This is a genomic window from Vibrio sp. H11 (assembly GCF_004804295.1).
Classification (GTDB): Bacteria; Pseudomonadota; Gammaproteobacteria; order Enterobacterales; family Vibrionaceae; genus Vibrio; species Vibrio ostreae.
Genome location: NZ_SSHN01000002.1, coordinates 98125 through 119686 on the forward strand (window position 1 = coordinate 98125; position 21562 = coordinate 119686).

Sequence of the window (21562 nt, forward strand, 5' to 3'; positions counted from 1 at the left end):
ATTGGTAGAGCTACTTTAAGTATAAGCCTTAAATTGAAAATAGTTAGTTTAGTCCTCAATCCTAGTTTCATTTAGTGGTACGGCTCTGATTTAAAAATACCAGTACGAAGTTCATGTGTTAAACAGCACCATGGCCTAATTGACCCAAATGGTGATCCGGCTCAATATCCATTCCGCTACTTTCTCTACGTGCCTTCTGGAATTTGGTGGTCCCTCCCAGGCTTGAACTGGGGACCAATCGATTATGAGTTAGCCACTAACGCAGGAAGTCTAGGAAAACCGAGGTAAATTAAGCGTAACTAAAAATACCTTAAAGTATTTACTAAACAGTAGTTTATCGTAGTTTTGGTGAAAGTGTCAAAACTAGTGACTGTACCTCTAGTGTACCTTTTTCAGGAGTTTCTCCTTATAGGTTATATCGAAATGATAGAGCAAGCGTTGGAGCCAGCCTGAATTACCACGTTCAGCGCTTACAGCTTTTTGAAAGCAGAAGTAATCAGTTCAAGCATTTTAGCTCGAACATGTTCAACTTCTTTTTCTGTTAGGAGCTGAGTATCTTCATGGTTTGTAAGGTTTAGGAGCTCCTTGCTCTGTTGTTGCAGATCTGAAACAGCATTTCGTACCACCTTAATGTCCTCGTAATCGACAATTTTTGAGGTATTCTTTTCAACAAAGTTAAGTATGTTTGCGAAATCAGAAGATCGATCTTTATACTGCTTCTTTAAGTCACCGTAGTTATTAGTTCGCTTAAGTAAGAGCTTCAACGTTACTTCTAATATTGCTCGGATCATCAAACTCGAACTATAAAGGTTAGTTTTATAAGGTAGTTTTTGCGCCTCTGTACATAAACTTAGAAGCTTTGTATTTGCGTGAGGAATCGTAAGTGATTGAGGTAGCAACTTTTCTACTTTTTTCCGAGTATGTTGATGCTTTTCCGTACCACTATGAGTACTTTGGTCATTTTCCGAATTGTTTCTACCCGATTCGTTATCTTCCGTAGTAGTATCGTCATGATGGCTCTCATTATCTGGAGTGTCTTCATATGTTGTAAAAGTAAAACTACTTGAGCTAGTATCCTCACTACCATTAATACTTCTGAACTCTTCGATAAACTCCTTCAAATAATCAGACATTGCTTTCTTGTCTTCTTGACGAGTATTCAGGCGCTCTGTAATTAAAGCATCACGAGATAGTTTTTCTAGGATTTTACAAAAAATAGAAGAGTCTACTAGTACTTTTGAAGATGGTCTTGTTGTTACTGATAGTTTTCCCGACTCTGATATTTTTACTTCACAGATATTGTTCATGAATTCAGATGAAGATATAAATCTTATTATTGCACCAATATTAAGTTTGTCTATGCCACTAAGTAGAAAATCGAGCTCTTGTTCATTCCAACATTCAAGATTTAATATTTCTTCTGTTAGTTGATAGTGCATTAATTTCTCTTTGATCTTTGCTTTTAACATCGAACCTCTGAGAATTTTTTTAACATTTTCTACAGTTTTGTATTCACGTAGAAAACCATATAGATAGGCTCCTTGGGTATATGGGCTCCATCTTTTAATGGAATCAGAAGTGTGCTTGGAAGCTAAATATGCAGCAGCTTCACTGCGAGAAGTCAGAATTACAACAGATAGTCTTTTTATCGACTCGATAGCTTCTTTATAGTTAGAGTTCTTTGTAAGACGATTTATCTTATTGAAGTCTGGGGTGCCTTTGAGAAGGTTGGGCTGTAAGAGAATTTTACATGCTGATAAGCGTCTGTTTCCTTCAATGACCGTGACTCTGTTCTTTTTACCAGTTTCATCTTCTACAGCGATCAACACCTCGTCAGGGTGGAAGCCATTACTTACTATCGAATGGCATAAGGAATGAACATCAGAACTATTGGTCAGCGCGACAACAGCATCTTTCTGAGTTGTTATAGCTTGTCTCTTAACAATGCCAGCTAGTCTAGGGTTTGTTAGATCTAAATCTATGGAACTTACAGCCCTAGTAACTTTTCGATAACTTATACTCAACTCAGCACCTCGTCATAAAGAATAGATTGGTCTAAAATTAATAACTATTTGAAGTATTAATTGTTATAGTAGTTTATGTTATCTAAGTTGCGTATGATTTCCAAGTTTAAGTATCTAAGTATGTATGATAGAGTGAGGGATAATTCATTTTAGGTAAATACACTCAACTCATATGCGATTTTCAACTCCTCTAAGGTACCCTGGTGGAAAAGGTAAACTGTCCAATTATGTTAAAGCTGTATATGATGTAAATGACATAAGAGGTGGACATTACGTTGAACCCTACACAGGCGGAGGAGCAGTTGCACTAGATATGCTGTTTAGTGGAACCACTGATCACATTCATATCAATGATATTGATCCAGCGATTCATTCGTTTTGGTTTAGTGTTCTGAACAACCCCAAAGATTTTATAGAGCTGATCCGTGAAACAGAAATCACGATTGATGAGTGGTACAACCAAAGAGAAATCTTGACTAAAAATATTGAAGAAGATGATGTTTCGATATTAAAGTTAGGTTTTTCTGCTTTCTTTTTAAACAGAACAAATAGATCCGGAATTCTGAAGGCGGGTGTTATTGGTGGTAAATCCCAGTCAGGAAAGTGGAAGTTAGATGTCCGTTTTAATAAGGAAGACTTAATTAGAAGAATACAAAGGATATCGTTGTTTACTAATCAAATATCCTTATATAAGCTTGATGCTGTTGAGCTTATTGCAAAGCTAAACGAAGAAGTTCCTCATCAGTCACTTATATATTTGGATCCTCCATATTATGTAAAGGGACAAGGATTATATAGAAATTATTATAACCATGGTGACCATGTTTTAATTAAGGATGAACTAGTTAATTCGGGGTTTTATAACTGGATTGTGTCATATGATAATGCGCCAGAAATACGAGATATTTATAGGGAGTTTCCTAAGAAAGAATACTCTCTACAATATACTGCTCAAAAAAAATCTGTTGGTTCTGAAATAATGATATATTCTGAAGATATTAGACTTCCTGATTTTCAACTTGGTAAACATATTGCCTAACTTTTCTAAAACACATCAGAGTTTCTTGCATTAATCTCTTCATTTATGTAGGGTTCCTATTTTTTACAATCATAAAGCAATCAGGAAAAATACTACATTTGCCTTATTAGCTTAAAGTCTGATGAATTTCTGGAGTGGGAAGTTTCTATACAGTAACAATTAGAAACTAATCATCTATGTGGATACCTGAAGTGTTCAATCAAACTATGTTCGCTTAGTCCATCCTCTTTTCTCCAACTCTTCTCGCATCTTAACCGACGCATCTTTCATTTCCTGGCGTAGATCTTCAATCTCTTCAGACGTGAGTGGTCTTGGCCCATCATGATCTAGATACTCAGAACGAGATGCTTTGGCTTCTTTTCTCTTTCTCAGCTCTTCTCTGGCCCATTTTGACGACTCCTGCATATCTTTCCTCAAGTTGTCCTTTTCGGCCTCTGTGAGGGGGCGTGGTGGCTCTGTATTGGGTGCTTTTCTTTTCATGCTGCGTCTGACTCTCTCGGTGAGAAGATTTTGGTGGTTTGAGTCGATTACCTTCCTGGCGTAAAACTATCATCTCACCATATGCTCAGGTGCTCAATATGTGAACTGCTCTTGCAGCCTAGTGACCAAGCTTCCAATGGGAGTCCAGAGGGGCTTGCCCCTTTGGGCATAGCGCAGCGTAAACTTTCAAATTCTATTCGAACGTCAGTTCGCGAAGACATTGATTCATGGGGAGGTACGAGGCATGAATCAATGCATGAAGTAATAGGTTAGGAAGTCTGTACAGTTCTCACTTCTCGTGCTTCCCGTGGTCCCGTTTTAGAGTCTCACTTTATCGACGATATGGTTTGTACGAGTTAAATTGCTTCGTTTTAAGGGCAACTGCACAGTGATTGATGAGTAAATCAGTAGAAATTGGAGTTTGGGGTGGGGTCAGAATTGCTCATTAGTGGCGCAAAATTGAACATTTCTAGATTTCAGGCGTGCGAATATGACCGGAGTAAACCGGCGTGTTGTCTTGAAGTGTTGAGCTTGGTTTAGGTACCGTCAGCTCTTGTTGCTAAAAGGCTCTGCTTCGCAATAACGATAGTCTTGCGTTGTTTGCAGCGATATCGCCATAGAACGAGCTATGCGAGCACTGTGGCCTTTAAATACTCGCCATTGATTACTTAGCCCTTTAGCTTTGAGAGATTTCAGCGCGTGCTCTTGTTGCTGAGAAAGCCAATCTTTTTTGAACCCGAGTTCAGTCATGAATTTTTTCGTGAACCATTTATAAGCGGGTTTGTTGAAAACCTTCCCTTCACTTGTACTCATTTTTGCAGTGATACTATTTAAGTAGCCCGCATTGGTGATTTTTTGGATATACCGGTACCAAGTGGAACGGGGAATCGTTTCGTTGTGCAGTCGTTCATGGCGTTTTATGAAGGCTTTGTATGTAATCGGATCCAAGAACTCTTTTTTGGCTACGCCGATACGCAAAGTAGACCAATCTACCGCATCAATTAAGGTTTCGAGTATTCGATACATTCGGAGTCGGGCGTCTTTGCGGCGTATATCCAGCGATTTGAGCATAAAGCTACGTACCGGGAATTTAGCGACTCGGTCTGAGACTATACGAGTGGTTTCTGGTACTGCTTTGAGCCTTTTTCCTCGATACTTGTTAAAACGGTGCTTATTTTGTCGGGTGCTGCTATTGGTTTTGTTGGTCATGGGATCACCCTTTGAAGATAGAACATGTCAGGGTGAAAAATGAGCACTTTATATCTTTAAAGTGTGCACTATAATGTTTTATTGTCATGTTATACCTCTCAGGAAGGTTAATGTGAAAATGCGGGCCGGTGTTGCGAGCACCGGCCTGTGTGTCTTGATTATTTGCGTTACTTGAACGGCCAACCTTTGGTTTTGTTGGTTTGCTTATTCAACGACATCATTCCTCGATACGCCTTATCGGCCACTTTGTTTTGAATCCCTTCCAGCACGTCCGCTAAGCGATAAAGCTGCTTACTGTATTTGGTTGAATGTGCCCACTGACCAGCAAAATAAAACGCCAGCATCACTAGAAACATGACCGCGAAAAATGCGCCAAAGTCGGTCCAGTTTTGTGGTGGGAAATGTAGTTCCATGCTTGTTCTCCTCTATGCCTAATGGTGAAATCCTGGAGATATGTTCTCTCAGAACTTCGGTGTGTGACTCTTTAGCCAACTGTCTACCGGCCCGCTAAAACTCAATTCGACTCACGTCCCATACCTGCGGCTCTGGCAAACGGTGTGTCACCTGTACCTGGTTCTTCGGACTTTGCCGAATCGTTGCCAATTGAGCCTGTCATCATTTCAGCCATCTCTGAGTTGGTCGCCGATTTAAACGCGGCTTGAAGGGCGGATGCGCCACCGGCAGTACTCATGACTGCACCAGCGGCCATTCCCCCTGTGGTCATTGCGGCCCCGGCCATTGCTCCGGCACTGATGTTGCCCGAACTGGCGGCGGCCCCTGCGCCGGGGATGAGACCGGCAACGATATTGGGAACGGAGTGGATCAGTAGCACCAGGACCAACGCGACAATGAAAATAACCAGTAGCTCTCGCATGGGAGCGTCGTCAGAAAGGTTGACCAGGAATGAATCCATGATGGACATCGCAATGCCGATCATGAGAGTCATCGTCATGAGTTTTAACGCCAGGCCAAGGACGTTACGGAAATAGTTAATGGCGATATCGGAAGTCCAGCGCGAGCCGCCAAAGCCGAGGACAAAGATTCCTGCATAACAAAGTACCCAGGCCGACACCAAGGCAACTAACACGTTGGCAGAAACGATCGTCATACAAACGACAATCAGCAGGGTGATGATAAAGATCGCCAGGCTATCGAAGGGGCTGGAAAAGCTGTAGGCACTGCTTGATTTAGCCACAATATCCAGAGCAATACTGATCGGCTCAGATGGTGTCAGTTCACGGGGTAACCCCGCAGCTTCTGCACCAATGATTCTCAATGAATCGATGATGGACGTGGCAAACTCAGGGCCATTACGTAGCAGCCACAGAAAGAAGCCGAACGTCATTATGAAGCGGATAAACTCGGCAAAGAATTCCCTGATATCCGCTTGACGGAGGAGGAGGGTTCCTCCGGTCCAAACCAGAGAGATCGTACCAAGCAGCCAGAACAGCCAACTGGCATAGTTGGTTATCACGCCATTCCAGGTACTGGCGACCGTCATGAATTGTAATGCGACATCATCCAGCACACCGTTGTTATCAATGGCAGCATGGGCGGATGCCGAAGGGATAATCAAGCCCAAGGTAATTACCTGACGAACCTTCATGTTCAGAACCCCTTATTCTGGCTGCGGTCGGTAGGGTCACCCATGTTCCAAAAGCAGTTGGCTTGTTGTTTTTCGGCTTTGGTCAGGTTCGGTGAGTCGCAATCGATATCTTTGATTTCTTGGGATTGGTCACAGCCAAGCAGAAGTAATGACGTGAACAGGCACAAAGTGATAGATGAAGTTATTTTCATGCTTAAAACCCTCTGTTTTGGGAACGGTCGGTTGGCGAACCAAAATCAAAAAGTGCTTCGTGAGCGGCTTGTTGCAGTGCCTCTTTATCAGCATCTGCCTGCATTCGAGCGCCCACTGCGTTTTGCTGAGCAATCAATAAACTGCGGATTTGCAGCAGTTGGTTGGCCTGGTTACTGGCAAGCTGGTTGGCATAACCGATAGCGGCCATCTGACCATCAGCTCCCTGAGCGGCTGATTGCAATCGCTGAAGCTGACGGGCATCGGTTTGTAAGTTGTCTTGCTGGAGTGCCAGGTTGTTGAATAACGCATCGTTGGCCTTTTTCTGAGACTCAGAGGCCAAACGACGGTTTTGGATCATGGCAGTCCTTTCCGTTTCACTGCACCCTGAAGAGGAAAAACAAGGTGAACTGCGGTAGTACGCCACATCCTGAAATTTGCCCAGATACTCGTCCAGACTGCCAAGCTGATTCTGATAGTAGGCGAGCGTATTGGTCGCCTGAGTCAGGTCATGAATTGTGGATTGAGCCTGGTCCCAGATGTAGGAAGCCGGAGCCATGGTGTTTTGCAGCATGTTTTCATATTGCTGCAATTGGGACTGATACTGCTGGATTTGTTTGGCGGTCTGCGTCACGGCTTCCATCGCCGAAATGATGTTTTGTTGCAGGTTAACGCCGTCGGCCACCGGTATACCGGACCAAACAGGGCTAGCGTGCGCCATTATCCCGCCGAGTGCTAAAAGACGAATTTTAGCCGCTAAAATTTTTGTGCTGATGTTCATCGTATATTCCTTACTGACGTTTAAGTGGTTATCGACTTCTGCTCTTCTTGGCTTGTTTCTGTTTTTTCTGAGCCATTTCAGCGCGCAGTTGCATTTTGCGTTGTTCCAGCGCCGATGGCCTTTGCTCTTGTGGTTTGTCAAAACGCATGACGTCAAGCTGAGAAAGAGTGCTGAGCGTGTTGCGCCTGATGCCAGGCGGCGCTTTGCCAATCGGTGGAACACCACGGCGTTGAGCCTTATTCGATGTGATCTGATGATTGGCAGACAGCAGTGCGAGTCGGCGTTGTTCCAGACCTTTATCGCTGAAAGTGAGGGGCAGGCCGGTGTCTGCCGCTGCACGAATTACGCGAGCTTTAAACTCCGGGGAACCATTGACGCTGATCTGATTGCCATAACGCTCCAGGGCTATTTTCAGCGCCTGAGTTATCGCTTCGGAATCGGATTGGGTCGAAACCTGGAGGCGATGACCATCGTCACGTACCGCGCCATTTTTGGAGAGAAACAGAACGGTGCCGGTTTTGGTGATTGAATCGATCACACTGCGCTGGTCTTTGCGTGTCTGTCCGTTTCCCTGGAGCGTGTTGCCATTCAGTGTTTGAGCTGCTTCTCGCGCTCGCAACGCGGCTAATGCTTTTGGATCACCGTGTTGCGCTTGGTGCTTCAGCCAGTCCGCCCAGGTGCGCTTGCTGTGAGTTTGATAAACCTGTTGGCGTTCTTGTCGGTATTGTTTATGGATAGAGTCCAAGCGGCTTTGCAGTGCCTGACTCGCCTGGGAATACAGCACACGTTTAGTAAATCGACCGCTGCCGGTCAGCTTGATGGCGGCGCGGCGAACCTTGTTGTTATTTTTGGCGTTGATGATTTGCTGGTTTTTCTTGTGGCGAAGCTGCTCTAAAGCGGTGGCCTTATGAGTTGCGAGAGCCTTTTGCTCACGCTGATAGCGTGCATACAGTTCGCTGGTATCGATGCGTGTTTTTAGCGGCTGCTTTTGGTACTTGCGCTGCGCGGCTGGGCCGGAGTGATTACTATCGGTCTGAGCCGATTGGAAAGCGCCGAATCGAGTTTCTAATTTGGGTTTTGAAAGATCGCGAGCAACGGTACTGGCTTTGACCGTGATGCCATTGTCAGCCGAGAAAACCAAACCATTCCCTTTGGCTGATAGCGTTAGGCCGTGTGTGCGGCAGGTATCGTGTAGTTCAGCCCAGGTCTGGGCGGCTTTCATCTCGTCTAAACACTCACGTTTAATCCAACCGGTCAGGCTTTCAATACCAGAGTGCCGCTCCATATCAGCCGCGCGCGCAGCGTTGTGAGTTTGCTGCGGCGTGTGATTGTCCTGCTGGAGTCCAAACGCATTTTCTAACTGCTCACATTGTTCGGCCAAGGTTCGGTAGGCGGCATACGGTTCATGCATGGTGTGGCGCGTGGGATGAATCTTATTGATGGCAACATGGATATGCAGATTGTCCGTGTCATTGTGCACGGCGCTGATACGTTGATGACCGTTAAATCCAAGGCTGTCACACACACGATTTTCAATCTCTGAAAGCACGTCCTGCTCAAGCTGTTCACCGGCTCGGAAGCTGATGATCAGGTGATAGGTTTTATCGTTCTTTGCACGGGTGTTCGACTGCTGAGTGGCAAGCACTTCGCTGATTGCGTCCCGGACGGAATCGGCGTGGCAGTTCGTCAGCTTAACGTGCCCCAAGCGGTGCTCTTTGCTTTGAGCATCGGTGAGGTAATCAATTAAGCCGGCAAAATCAGATTTGTGCGTGGAACGCATCGGAATGTGTTTAACAATCATGACTATCACCTTTGGCGCAGGACCGACTCCATGATGGTGCTCATTTGATCTTTGGTGGTCTCAATCCGGTTCAGCACGGCCTTGATGGTCGGCACACCGATTTGGGCGGCTTTAACATCGTTGGTCAGCCAGAGTTTGAGTAAACCGCCAAGACGGCCAAGATCGCCATTGACCTTAACCAGTTCTCGCACTTGCTCAGCATCGACGACACTTTTCACTTGGCGTCCCTGACCAATTCTGCGCAGGTAAGTGGATACGCTCAGCCCGGCTTGTTTGGCATTGGCTTCAATCCGTTCACGCTCTTCCGGCAGGCAATAGACTTTGATTGGCGTCGTATTCTTCCTGGTGACTTTTTCTGAATGATTCATGTGTTGTCTCCGTCTCGAACCGTCTGTTACTGACTCGGCCCCGCAGGGCAGGATTACCGTTGAGCGCCCTGGCGCGAATAAGGGAAGTGAAGTGGTAACCGCCGACTTGTCGGGGGGACCACTTCACCTATCCTGCCCGCAATATCGCCCGCAACTGTGTTTTGGATATCGCAGGTATGCTGCGCTGCTGTCGCGCAATTGCGCGTAAACCAGCCCAAAAGCAGGTAAAAACACGAACAAACCACATCAATACCAGCGAAAAACACACAAAGTTGTGTCGGTGTTGCGCGTTGGTAGCGCTGCGACTGCGAGCTGACAGCGGGTAAACAGCGTGTCTGCGTATTCATATCAAGTCCTGCTTATTTGGCTTTGCATCAAACGAAAATCCACTGATTTTACGAGAAACGTTTTGCTTCTCTTTCGCTGGCTTATCGGTTGTGCAGGGCTTGGGAACTGTCGTGATGTACTGCTTTACGTAGCGCAGAAATGTTTCATAGCGGAACGAGATATATTTCTGTTCCGTCAGGTACTCCCAAATGGTTTTGAGGTTATATCCTGCCTCAATGCTTTCCTCGACGAAGGGTTGAACGCCAAGGAAAGTTGCCAGGACTTCCTGTTTGGTGGGAGGGCGAGTTTTGGGCTGGCGCTGGATAATCCAGGCTTGCAGCTCTTTGACGTAATCAGACATCTCAAGCCTCCATGTTGTCCGGGGTAGCCTGGTCAATTAAGTTGGCGATATCGGAGACTTTGAAATAAACACGTCTGCCAATTTTGAGTCGATTGGGTTTCAGCTTGTTGGCTAAATCGCAGTTAGTGCGAAGAGTAATTCTCAACCCTTCAGGACTGCGATGCAGGATCTCTGCAACCTGGGTAAACGAAAGCAGCGGAGAATTTCCGTATTTGTTGTACAGCCATTCTTCAGTCGTCATCATTTTGCTCTCCTTCGTAACGTTCGTTATTGCTTTTAATAATTACCCACCAAATACCGTAAACTTATGATTTTAGGGAGTTGGTTCAGATAATAATCAAAGTAATCATAATCATGGATTTTATGGGGCATCAAGGCCGTTTTGTTCGCAATTGTGGTTCTAAATTGCATTAACTTGTCGTGATATGTGTCTAAGTTGACGGTAAGTTTAGATATACTTTATGTGGTTTTATTGTGGTTTTTCATTGTAAAAGTGGTTTTTTTTAGCCGCTAAAATTCGTCAGAGGGATATATTCATTTCGGTATATCGAAATTAAATGAATTATTAGTAGTTTTGTTTTTTTAATGGATTGTTTTCATTGGATTATTTTATTTATTACGTTGGGCTTTTAAGTGTTTAGAAGAGAAGGAGATATAGAGGGGGCAGGATCTAGACGGTGAATTGATAAAGATAGTGACTAGACTAAGAAAAGTTGTAGTTAAATTACTAAAGGATCTTAAACTAACCCTTTTTATTCCTAAATATTCTATTTTTTTGTGAAATTGAGATCTGATGTTTTCACTAAATAGGAGATAAGTCTTGAGTTCTCATGGTCGTGTCCCTTAAATGTCAATTGGTACGATTTTCTGAGAGAGGTTGTGAGACACTGTTATGGTGATGGCGGTGTTATTGACATATGAGAGGATCTTGAGAGTCGTAACGACAGCTTATGAAATGACAGTGTTAACTCGTAAATGCCCCATTGTGGTTTACGTCGGTTTTTCTAAACTGCACTCAGTTTAGTATTTGACTTACTTTTCTTTATGACAAAACTCTAGCTATGTGGCCAAATTCACCGTACCACAACAGTAGAGTTATTTTCAATATGCTAGGTAATCCAATAAGTACTAAATTAGTAAGAGATGCAATTCAGACCTCTCCAAAAGCGACCGGCTTGATACGTGGCAGCTTGAGTGCCTCCAGATTAGCTTCATTTCTATTTACACATCTCATAGAATACCCAACTTATCGCTCAACAAATCTGTAAACTTTCTTAAATCATAATTATATGATGTGCTAAGTTTGCTAATACAATCATTACCTTATGTTCATAAAAAACGAAATTAGACAAGTTCTATCATTGATTCTGCCAGTTTTGTTAACGGCATCTATCGTTTCATACCTTGCGACCCTAATGCATCATCTGCCCACAACGCCATTGATGATCGCTTCGATAGGTGCTTCCATTACAATCGTATTCGTTGTGCCAAGTAGTCCAATGGGGCGAACTTGGCCTGTTTTGGCAGGCCATCTGCTGCCAGCACTAGTTGGTGTATGTCTTACATCTTTGATAGACGATGCGACAATACTTTGCTTAACGACGATAACGCTGAGCATTATTACGATGGTTATTTTCAAGTGCGTTCATCCGCCAGGTGTGGCCACAGCACTGGTGCCAGCAATAAGCCAAAGTACGCAGCCAGCAATGGGACTCTCATTTCTTCTAGATCCGGTATTATTCAATATTATCCCGCTTATCATTTGTGGCTATTTTTACCGTTGGTACCTCAACCACAGGGCATCTAAAAAAGAGTCATCAGGCTCAACATCAACACTCGCTCACAACAAAATCTCTATATTTTTTAGTGAGTTACATGAAACCATTGCAACGAGAAATGAGTGGCTCGATATCGATGAGAGAACGCTAGACGATATTTTCAAACAGACTCATTTACTTGCGCTGGAACATCGGCATCAAAAATTGACTTGTGAGCATGTAATGACGAGCCGGTTGATAACATTGAAGCCGAATGACACTATCCATAAAGCATTGGAACTACTTCAGCAGAATCAATTTACGGCTTTACCTGTGGTTGATGATGAGCATGAGCTTGTGGGGATATTTTCCTTGGTTGACTTTCTAAGAAGTGTTGAGAATAGAAAGTTTGACTCATTTATCGCACTTTACCTGCAAGCAAAGAAAAAAGCCAAGAAAGAGGTAAGCCAATTTATGAATGCAGCGCCAGTGTTTATGCGTACGGATACCCATATCGCGCGAACGATTCCTCTTCTAACGTCAGGGTATCACCATATACCTATTGTCGATAATAGGAACCGACTTAAAGGTATGGTGACTCAATCAGACCTCATTGAATTCCTTTACAATATCAAGGCATAACGATGCGGTTGCATCGTGTACAAGCAAGTTATGGCCTGAACCCAGTTCTTGGCGTTGATTTTTTGAAGAGGTTGTGCAGATGGGATTTTACGGTATTCAGACTTACGCCAAAATGCTCAGCGATTTCAGGGTTCGTTTGTCCTTTCACTAATAGTTTAACGACCTCATGCTCACGTTTGGTCAGCACGGCGCCTAGCATTCGGCTGGAGAGCACAGGGATATTGCTGCGAAAATGTAGGATATAGTCCTGAGAGAGTTGCCTGGACAGCCACATTTCACCTTGCATGATTTTATGGGTGCCTTGAAAAATCTTGTCAATATAGTCATCGGCATAAAACACCCCATACAAATTGGGCCACTTGAATAAGTACGCCACGCTGATGTCTCTCGGGCAGTTAATCAGTATTTCTTTGGCGTGTAAGCCTATCTGATATTTGATGTTGTAGTAGTTGTTCTCGAACTCATCCGTAATGTGGGCAAAATCAATAAAAATGTATTTTGCGCAGGTACTTTTCTCGATGCTCAACTGGCTGAAACGTTGTAATTCAACCGACAGAGGAAGGTTTCGCCCCAGAGTTTCTTTTAGCATGGTCGACGTAAGGCTTTCTTCTGAAAAAAGCAGGGCGCTCTGGATGCCTGGATAGTTCTTGGGTACCTTTCGATATAGGCAATACGTTGTCTATTACTCTACCGCGATGATTTTGTGTCTCAAGAGGGATGTGGCGAATTGTGATAACCGTCAACGTAGCAATAAAATACTCACCCATGGGAAAAGGGGGAGCCCGTGTTGTCATCGCCTGGTTATGGCATTCACGGCTTTAATCGCACGTTAAGCTCTCCTGATACTCCCTTTGAAAGGCACGGTCCAAATTAGGACAATACTGCGTTAACGATATCTCCATGGCTTTAAGAAGAGCAATGTAGATGTCTTCCGCTTGCTCGTAACTGATCGCGTCGCTGTCAATGGAGAGTATGGTTTCACCCCTCAGAGATAAATGGTACTGAAGACCATCGAGGCTGAAGGTCGGGGCCAACTGATTGTTTGTTTTCATCGCGAATCTTCACATAGTCGCTGTATACCTTAACTTTAGTATTAGAAATAGCAATACGCCACATTATGCTTATCAGCTTCAGGACAAAGAGTGAGAGCAGCCGTCACGTCACGCGGTCTGAAAGCCAGCGGCATGGTGCATTGTTATTGCGAGTAAAAGGGGGGTTAAATGAGGGCTTCTTGGGCTCTTACGAACGCGTATGAAACACGATAGCGATTACTACTCACAACTGGCAGCGTTAGTGTGCCATGCATTGCTTCATCTTTTTATGGAAGTCTCCGCGACACCTCGGTTTGTGCCTATCTCAAAGCGAAACGACATATTGGTTCGTTATATCAAGCACAAGTTGAACGCGCGGCACGGTCATCAGTTCAAAAAGGACATCAAAGCCATGATTCAGTTAGGGCGCAGTTCTAACGGCAATTTAGAAGCCAAGCTTTTAGGTCTACATGACAGCATGACTATGGCGAATACGACCGATATGGCTAAGTTGCATGCTTTATTGCTGTATCTGAATGCGAGGCAGGGAGTAGAGTCCGAAGTCTTTCTTGAAGGACAAGAACCGAGTCCGGACATCCTCTATATGCTGGAAGAGCAAACCCAACACGGCTTCAACGACCACAAGCAGCAAGTGGCACCGCTGTCGATGTTGCTTCAATCGGACAAAGCGCTCCGACTTGAGTCTGTGGTGAATGAGCATGGTGGCTTTATTGCAGAAACCAAGGAATGGAACGCTGACACTCAGCAGCTCCATCTGCTGCTGCATCCTTTGAGAGGTTGACGCGAAAGGCGCAAAAACGTCTTCAGGCTAAATCGCATAGTCTGGTGAAATGTCTTCAATTTTCACCAAATGAACATCGACTTCCGAGAGCCGAGCAAAAGTGGGCTCATCTGAGGGTTGCTCGACAATATGGACGATATTGGCCACCCGATAACACCCAGCGCTGGGTGCCTTGAAGAACACCGTTTCATCCAGTTTCGGCAATAGCGGAGTGGTATTGTCGACAGACGTAATTCGATTTCGGAGAGATAGCGTGCCATCGGGCGCGACTTCATAAAAGTTAACAATCATGCGCTTCTCTGGGGTTGTTCAGTGAATGTCCTGTACTAAAACAAAGTGGCAGAATAATCAATGCCATGATTGTAAAACTGACAAGTAGGACCTCTCGAACTACCCTTAAGTGGGTATCCTGCCTCTATTGCCCACCTCAGTATTACGGCCAACGTTGCGGCGGATTTTTAAAAAGTGCCCATGCAATGTGTGAGAGATTTGAGATGAAAGAAAGAGTCTACCATGAGGCGCTGTTGGTTATTCAGGCGTTGGTTGCGCCTGACACTCGGTATCCCGCGGCTTTTTGCACGAGAGACTTTATCCAACAATGCCAGCTTTGTGGGATGTCCGGGAGCGTTAGCCTGTCCGATGCGAATCGGTTGTTGCGCGAACTGACTCAAAGATATGATGCGGTATGGCAAGGCTGCCAATTTGACCCTGACTGCAACTTAAGTTGGTACTATCGCCGCTGAACCAATTGACGAACCCATGTTCCGCGCGGTTTGTTTCACCAGAGTCATTAGGACATGAGTCACATTTCCGCATCTCCGTTCATCGTGTCATGCACGTTTGCCTATATTGAGGGAATAGAGGCCCTACTCAACCTCTATAAGTATCACGATTGATAAACCCTCAAAGCAGCCGCCGTTTGGCGGCTCTTTTTCAATGACTAAGCGCACAGTTCTTTCGCCATTCTTCCAAAATTGATTTACGAACAGAACGTCGTTCGTTTACAGTCAATCATAACCACTCACGACCGACATGGATGTAAGAGGTGAACCATGATGCACAGCCATGCTGACAGTTGGGACCGATACCATGCTGCCTGCGAACGTCTGGCGCTGCTCTAAGCCAGCTATAACCATACGCAGCACCGTTATCTTCAAGGTCAGGTTTCTCAGGAAGTGTATGAACTGGCGTGGAGTTTGAAACTCTCGGCAGAGCGACAAGTCCGAATTTTACGTCACCAGCTCGCGATGGAAGTTTGCGGCTGAGAGCAGAACGAAGGAGTCACTGATGGCCCCCGTATCAACGTCAACTCAATCCGAATCGTCACGCACCATGGACCAGGCTGCCTTTATCTCGGCGGCGGAGTCCAAAATGCACACCGCACGGTATCAGAGTATCTCGCTGGTGCTTGCCATTAAGCCCGCCAGTCTGGATCCCAGAGCGTTTGACGTTTTCCACAAAGTCATGCAAACCGTGAAAAGTGCGCAGGTGGTCGGGAATCTGAATCAGAGTTTCCTGTTGGTCTACGTGTGCGAACCGATATGCATTAGCCAGAACCAGGCCCGCGCGATTCATTTCAGCATTCGTCATTTCTTTTCTGAAGTGAAGCAGGCCGATGAGCGCATGTATCGGTTTTTAATTTCCGGGAAAGTCGGTGTGTCGGTGTTGGGAAAGGACACCCATTCCATGAAAAGGGCCGTCGTGCATGCCTCTCAGGCGACATTGGCTCAGCAAGCCGGACACAAAAGCCGTATTCAGTTCTACGATACCGATTTGCAACTGACGATTAAGCGCTACGTGCTGTTAGAGGACCTTGTACGAGATGCCATCGAAAAAGGCGCGATAGGCGTTCAGTACCAACCTATTATACGTTGTCAGGACTGGGCGGTGGCAGGCTATGAGGCGCTGTGCCGTTTTAACCTGGACGCGGCGCTTAACGCAACAACCACGGAACTGATTGGGCTCGCTGAGGATTTAAATCTTATCTCAGAGTTGGATTTACTGACTTACCAAAACGCGTTTTCCCAGTGCGCGCCGTGGCTGAAAAAATCCGGCCGTTTCCTGAATCTCAATCTTTCGCCGAATACCCAACAGAGTTTGTCCGAAGTCCTGGAATGCATGGTGCGGCTTGCGAAGCAGGAGCAGGTCGAGCCACGGCACATTGTCATCGACATGAATGAAGTCAAAAGCCCTGCGGCAGCGCTCGATGTCTCAACGCTACTCCCGGAGTTTCATCAGCGGGGCGTACAGTTTGCGCTGGACGACTTGTCCGAGGGATTCCGACTGGCTGACTTATTGAGCCAGGGGCAATTTCAGTACCTCAGAGTCAGCCGCGAGCTGATTGAACGCAGCCATGAGCGGGGGGAATACTACCAGGTCATTAAGCTGTTGGTCAGACTATGCCACCGCCTGGACGTTGAGGTGATTGCTGAAGGTATCGAAACGCCGGACGAAGCCCGTTTGCTGTCTTATTTGGGGGTGGACTATATGCAGGGCTACCTGTTTGCTAAGCCGGTTGATTATGGCGACCTACAGGAGGCAGAGAAACAGCTTGAGACGATACTTCGACAACTGCATGCCGATGGCCTGACGGATAGCTCGGATGCGGATGAAGAAGCCATCACCTTACTCCATATAGCCAGCAAAAGCCTGCCTCGTTTAGACCCCGGTGAGCCGCTCATCCTGGCTAACGAATACTTAAAACCCGACGCCATTAATGTGATCCCCGTTATCAACAAAGGGGAATGTGTCGGATTGGTGGACAAAGCTCAGCTCAATCTTCATCTGACTCCGGCCATGGGAACTGAACATGAAACCATGAAAGAAGCGGGCATCTGGAATAAGCCGGTCGCCAGCATGATGAACACGCAGCTGACCATCATGGACGCACAGGCACTGCTCACAGATGTGCTCCCGTTACTCAAAGAGAGCGCGCTTTCTCTGCCCATCGTACTTGTCTCCGATAATCGCTATAAAGGCTTGGTGACGGAAACGGACATTACACACTATCTCTTAAAGCGGTTAAAATTGTAGCGTTGTCTTTCGTTTGCGTTGGACTGGAAGTCAGGGGTGAATCGATATTACGTAGATAAATGTGTGAATTCGCAAGGGCACCATGAGGTTCACCGATTGGGCTGCGCTCTGCAGGCGAAAGTTGAAAGCCGAATCTATTTGGGCGTATTTCCATCAGGGACGATGGCCTTGGTGTTCGCGTCGATTGTATGGTGATTCGCAGTACTGCGTGCTTTGCAGAAACACCGATAGCAGTGAACCCGCCACATAGCCGCTCTCCTAAATTAGAACTCCACCTGAGGAGTGTTAAAAATAACGTTGAGCAAATAGGCCCTCACAGGCCATAAGCAATTCTTCGGTTCGTTGACTACTCTTTTTTTACCACTCACTATTTAGAAAGGAGAAAGAGTGTGATGCTCATTTGTGACGATACCAGACAGTTTATCATCGCGACGATTGACGATATGCAGACTCGTCTCAGTGACGATAAGCCAGTCTGCGCTCGCTTACAGTTGACGAATGACTGGCTCAAGCTTTGGATGGACTATCAATACTGGGATATGGTTTTTCATCTCGAGCGACCGGTTGAAGGGATGCTAGCAACGTCAGAGCTGAATATCTTCGCGTTTACGGCTGAGCATATTGCTGATGAATTAATCAGAGACTTGGAAGAGAAAGTCGATGTGACTGAAGATGAATGATGTCACCATCACCGTGGTACTGCTATGGTTAGCGTGTTTCCGTTGACGTACTTCTCTGTGCCCGAGTTAACATAAATGCCGAGTGCCACAGATGCCACATTGCTGGTCTCTAGGGGGCGCCGTTCGTAATGAGTCGTCCCCGTTACTGCGAACGCGTATCGTCAAACGGGAAAGCCCGTATTCTTTGCTATGTGCACCAGCGCAGAAACTCAAATGGGTTTCAGTTCATGTAGCACAGCACGTGAGTGCCATCATCTTGAACGCAGACTCTGGGCTTTACTGCGATGGACAATGACACTCACGCTGTTGTCATTGTAGCGCATCATTCTATGGAATTTTCAAGGAGGAGTTAGGTATGGACAGGAAACAGCGACAAGAGTGGTTATTACAAAGACGCAACGGTTTTCTTCACTATGTATACACGAAGGGACTGGCTTGCGCATTTGCATTCGTGTTTGGGTTGGAGTTTCTAAACAATGACTTTTATCTGGATGTCATCTCACCAGGCTCAGTGCATTTATACATGACCACGCTCTTGGTTGCCTTTGTTTGTTCTGCGATAAATTGGACGTGCAATGAATGCAGTTTAAAGCGCTCAAAAGTAAATCCTCCAACCTAAAATCGCTAAAATGGAGGACAATGGATCTTCTCAACGATACACATGTCTAGATGCGTTCCCGGTCGCAACTCATGAAGCATTGTAAAACTACCTCAGAAATCGAAATTAGTAAAAAGGCGCCCAATCGAGCGCCCTTGAGTTCAGTGAGTTGTTCTGCATCTGCCTTGGTAAGGTAGATTGCATCGATACTGATGCAAATTCTTAGTGATGACCGGAGGTACCTGGTAGAGATTAGCGACGTCTTCATCGTAATTTTCCAAACCAAGGTCACAGGCGTGAACCACACCATCTTTAAAATCCCACTTTCTCAGTGCATTTGGGTAATCACAACCGACTAACTCCATAGCTTTCGGGAGAGTGGTCGCAACTAATGTTTTTGGATGGGGCCGTGGCAGAACCAAATGTCCTTTTGGCCACTCTTCGGCTCTTTGAGCGTCCAGCAGTAGGCAATCGCCTCTTTGAAATCTTTAGTTCGTGCTGTACTTATAGATTTAGCATTCGCACCGGTTTGTTGAGTTGGATTAGCCTGAGCGGTTGTCCCGTTGGTTGACGGTTGACTTGAAGCAGCAGACGCGACAGATGGTGCCGTCGTTGTTTTATTTCCGGCTTGGGTCGCATTTTTCATCGTAGCCAGATGGACTTTGAAACTGTGTATTAATAGTTAGAGCAAAACTTGCACACATACTCTCCACCCAAATTTTTCTTATTTCAACTTATTCATTTAACATTTGATATAAATCGTACTTATTAGTTACAATCTGGCTCGTTTAAGGGAGTAGCCTTCCTCTACTGGTTAGTAGTGGAGTGAATATCAACAGTCTCCAAGCCTCATGCTTGTGGTATTCACGTTCGACATGTTCTGGCAAGACTTAAGCTAAATAGCGATACGGGTAGGATTGCTATTTAGCTTTTGTTTTTTTGCCTTCCCGAGATTACAAAAGGAAACCTGCTGTGGATGCATGGTACGCTTTGTTTTTAGGGATTGTGCAAGGAATCACTGAGTTTCTCCCTATTTCTAGCTCTGCCCATTTGATTTTAATGCCCACTTTGCTTGGCGAAGCCGATCAAGGTATCAGCTTCGATCTCGCTACTCACATTGGCACGCTGTTCGCTGTACTTATCTACTTTCGTCAAGATATCATTCTGTTACTCTCAGAGTGGAGTAAGTCAATCACTCATCGTCAATATTCGACATCACACAGTCGTTTAGCTTGGGCGATTTTGTGGGGAACCTTTCCCGCGGCACTTGCGGGATTACTGCTAATGGATGTGATTGATCATCAACTTCGTTCGGTTGAGGTGATTATTTTCACCACCGTGTTCTTTGGCGTATTACTGGGCTTGGCTGATATCCTTAGTAAGAAAACACGAGATATCAGCATGTTAACCTGGAAGGATGTGGTCGTTGTAGGCTGCGCTCAGGCCCTAGCGTTAATACCTGGAACCTCACGTTCGGGTGCGACGATTACCGCTGCGCTTATGCTTGGCGTCGAGCGTCAGGCCGCTTCGCGCCTTTCATTTTTGCTTGCCATACCGATTACTGCTCTCGCGGCAGCAGTCAAAATCGCTGAAGTAGCGATGGATAGTTCGGTAACCGTAGATTGGCTGGCACTTTTAATTGGTAGCGTTACCTCTTTTCTCACCGCAATACTGGCGATCCACTACTTCCTCAAATTCCTGAATCAATTTGGGATGATGCCTTATGTCATCTACCGATTAATTTTGGCCGTTATTCTATACTTTTACGTTATTTAATAGGGATTAAACATGCTATTAGCTTCACTCGCGATTATCGCTGGCTTTGCACTGCTTGTCTGGAGTGCAGATAAATTTGTTGAAGGCGCAGCCGCTAGTGCCAACTACGCAGGAATGCCGCCTTTATTGATTGGTATGTTGGTCGTCGGATTCGGTACATCGGCTCCCGAAATGGTGGTTTCGGCAATGGCGGCTATGGATGGCAACCCTGCTCTGGCACTCGGAAATGCTGTCGGTTCGAACATTGTCAACATTACCTTAATACTCGGTGTGACCGCGATCATTGCACCGATTGCTGTGCATTCAAGCATCATCCGCAAAGAACTTCCCATTCTTTTGGTCATCACGCTTGGTATTGGTGCAATGCTGTGGAATCACCATATCAGCACGTTAGAAGCCTGGGCGTTGATTGGTGGATTCATGCTTTTGATTGGTTGGTCAATCTGGAGTGCATTACGCTCAAAGGGGGATCACTTAGAACAAGAGATGGACGATGAACTGTCTAGCCAAAGTATGTCACTGAAGTCATCCGTTTTCTGGCTGATTACAGGGTTAGTGTTACTGATTATCAGCTCGCGTATTTTGGTGTGGGGAGCGGTGGAAATCGCACAACAACTCGGTGTCAGCGATTTATTGATTGGCCTAACTATTGTGGCCTTAGGGACGTCGTTACCCGAATTAGCTGCATCCATAGTGGCGGCTCGTAAAGGCGAGCATGATATAGCTGTGGGGAATGTGGTCGGATCAAATATGTTTAACTCCTTAGCCGTCATCGGTATTGCTGGCATCATTGAACCTATTGCCAATATTGGTGCTGAAGTCTTCTGGCGTGACTGGACATCGATGCTTTTTGTTACGGGATTACTGCTGTTGACCGCCGCTCGTTTTGGCAAATCACAGACGATTTCTCGCAGTGAAGGCGTTGTTCTGTTGGTGTGTTATTTGGGGTACAACGGTTATCTCATCTATGGAGCGCTGTAATACACAAATATTGAACGTCGAACTTATTGAGTTACGCAGTAACCATTACCAATCCTTACAAAAAAGATAGAGGAGTA

General features: G+C 45.5%; 20 protein-coding genes. 7 read left to right on the forward strand and 13 right to left on the reverse strand.

The window, feature by feature from the left end; all coding sequences use genetic code 11:
• Positions 1-470: 470 nt before the first annotated feature.
• Positions 471-2024 carry a hypothetical protein gene (locus tag E6C74_RS03195; RefSeq protein ID WP_136483270.1) on the reverse strand — a complete coding sequence of 518 codons (1554 nt, stop codon included), beginning with the start codon at positions 2022-2024 and terminating at the stop codon, positions 471-473.
• Between the two features lie 172 nt (positions 2025-2196).
• Between E6C74_RS03195 and E6C74_RS03200 the strand changes: the two genes are divergently transcribed.
• Positions 2197-3063 (forward strand): DNA adenine methylase, encoded by an 867-nt coding sequence (locus E6C74_RS03200; protein ID WP_136483271.1) that lies wholly within the window; start codon positions 2197-2199, stop codon positions 3061-3063.
• Positions 3064-3267: 204 nt separating this feature from the next.
• Here E6C74_RS03200 and E6C74_RS03205 read toward each other — a convergent pair whose 3' ends face one another.
• From E6C74_RS03205 to E6C74_RS03250, 10 genes are all read right to left on the reverse strand, one after another.
• Complete coding sequence (locus E6C74_RS03205) at positions 3268-3543, reverse strand: hypothetical protein (protein WP_240798123.1); 276 nt, start codon at positions 3541-3543, stop codon at positions 3268-3270.
• Positions 3544-4089: 546 nt separating this feature from the next.
• Positions 4090-4752, reverse strand: a complete 663-nt coding sequence (locus E6C74_RS03210) for a hypothetical protein (protein ID WP_136483272.1) — start codon at positions 4750-4752, stop codon at positions 4090-4092.
• A 167-nt stretch (positions 4753-4919) separates the two neighbouring features.
• Entirely contained in the window at positions 4920-5165 is a 246-nt protein-coding gene (locus E6C74_RS03215; RefSeq protein WP_136483273.1) for a hypothetical protein, read from the reverse strand.
• A 101-nt stretch (positions 5166-5266) separates the two neighbouring features.
• Positions 5267-6358 (reverse strand): P-type conjugative transfer protein TrbL, encoded by a 1092-nt coding sequence (gene trbL, locus E6C74_RS03220; protein WP_136483274.1) that lies wholly within the window; start codon positions 6356-6358, stop codon positions 5267-5269.
• A 2-nt stretch (positions 6359-6360) separates the two neighbouring features.
• Entirely contained in the window at positions 6361-6549 is a 189-nt protein-coding gene (locus E6C74_RS03225; protein ID WP_136483275.1) for a hypothetical protein, read from the reverse strand.
• A gap of 2 nt (positions 6550-6551) precedes the next feature.
• Positions 6552-7328, reverse strand: coding sequence for a P-type conjugative transfer protein TrbJ (trbJ, locus tag E6C74_RS03230; protein ID WP_136483276.1), 777 nt, complete (start codon positions 7326-7328; stop codon positions 6552-6554).
• Between the two features lie 28 nt (positions 7329-7356).
• A complete protein-coding gene (traI, locus tag E6C74_RS03235; RefSeq protein WP_136483277.1) occupies positions 7357-9129 on the reverse strand; it encodes a TraI/MobA(P) family conjugative relaxase in 1773 nt (590 codons plus the stop codon).
• 5 nt (positions 9130-9134) lie between these two features.
• The gene (gene traJ / locus E6C74_RS03240; protein WP_136483278.1) at positions 9135-9497 is read right to left on the reverse strand and encodes a conjugal transfer transcriptional regulator TraJ; all 363 of its coding nucleotides are present in this window, start codon (positions 9495-9497) and stop codon (positions 9135-9137) included.
• 343 nt (positions 9498-9840) lie between these two features.
• A complete protein-coding gene (locus tag E6C74_RS03245; protein ID WP_136483279.1) occupies positions 9841-10185 on the reverse strand; it encodes a TraK family protein in 345 nt (114 codons plus the stop codon).
• A 1-nt stretch (position 10186) separates the two neighbouring features.
• Complete coding sequence (locus E6C74_RS03250; RefSeq protein ID WP_233423468.1) at positions 10187-10429, reverse strand: helix-turn-helix domain-containing protein; 243 nt, start codon at positions 10427-10429, stop codon at positions 10187-10189.
• A 1081-nt stretch (positions 10430-11510) separates the two neighbouring features.
• Here E6C74_RS03250 and E6C74_RS03255 point away from each other — a divergent pair.
• Positions 11511-12584: a CBS domain-containing protein gene (locus tag E6C74_RS03255; RefSeq protein WP_136483280.1), complete on the forward strand. Its 1074-nt coding sequence runs from the start codon at positions 11511-11513 to the stop codon at positions 12582-12584.
• 28 nt (positions 12585-12612) lie between these two features.
• Here the strand turns inward: E6C74_RS03255 and E6C74_RS03260 are convergent, their stop codons facing one another.
• Positions 12613-13218 (reverse strand): LuxR C-terminal-related transcriptional regulator, encoded by a 606-nt coding sequence (locus E6C74_RS03260; protein WP_346762935.1) that lies wholly within the window; start codon positions 13216-13218, stop codon positions 12613-12615.
• Positions 13219-13835: 617 nt separating this feature from the next.
• On the opposite strand from E6C74_RS03260, the gene E6C74_RS03265 reads away from it, so the two are divergent.
• Positions 13836-14417 (forward strand): DUF2913 family protein, encoded by a 582-nt coding sequence (locus E6C74_RS03265; RefSeq protein ID WP_136483281.1) that lies wholly within the window; start codon positions 13836-13838, stop codon positions 14415-14417.
• A gap of 27 nt (positions 14418-14444) precedes the next feature.
• Here the strand turns inward: E6C74_RS03265 and E6C74_RS03270 are convergent, their stop codons facing one another.
• Positions 14445-14708 (reverse strand): hypothetical protein, encoded by a 264-nt coding sequence (locus E6C74_RS03270; RefSeq protein WP_136483282.1) that lies wholly within the window; start codon positions 14706-14708, stop codon positions 14445-14447.
• Between the two features lie 996 nt (positions 14709-15704).
• Here E6C74_RS03270 and E6C74_RS03275 point away from each other — a divergent pair.
• The 4 genes from E6C74_RS03275 to E6C74_RS03295 all read left to right on the forward strand — a co-directional run bounded on the left by E6C74_RS03275 (position 15705) and on the right by E6C74_RS03295 (position 21485).
• Complete coding sequence (locus E6C74_RS03275; protein ID WP_136483283.1) at positions 15705-17450, forward strand: EAL domain-containing protein; 1746 nt, start codon at positions 15705-15707, stop codon at positions 17448-17450.
• Between the two features lie 392 nt (positions 17451-17842).
• Positions 17843-18130 (forward strand): hypothetical protein, encoded by a 288-nt coding sequence (locus E6C74_RS03280; RefSeq protein WP_136483587.1) that lies wholly within the window; start codon positions 17843-17845, stop codon positions 18128-18130.
• Between the two features lie 1570 nt (positions 18131-19700).
• A complete protein-coding gene (locus tag E6C74_RS03290) occupies positions 19701-20504 on the forward strand; it encodes an undecaprenyl-diphosphate phosphatase (protein ID WP_136483284.1) in 804 nt (267 codons plus the stop codon).
• 12 nt (positions 20505-20516) lie between these two features.
• Positions 20517-21485 (forward strand): calcium/sodium antiporter, encoded by a 969-nt coding sequence (locus E6C74_RS03295; RefSeq protein ID WP_136483285.1) that lies wholly within the window; start codon positions 20517-20519, stop codon positions 21483-21485.
• Positions 21486-21562: the final 77 nt, after the last annotated feature.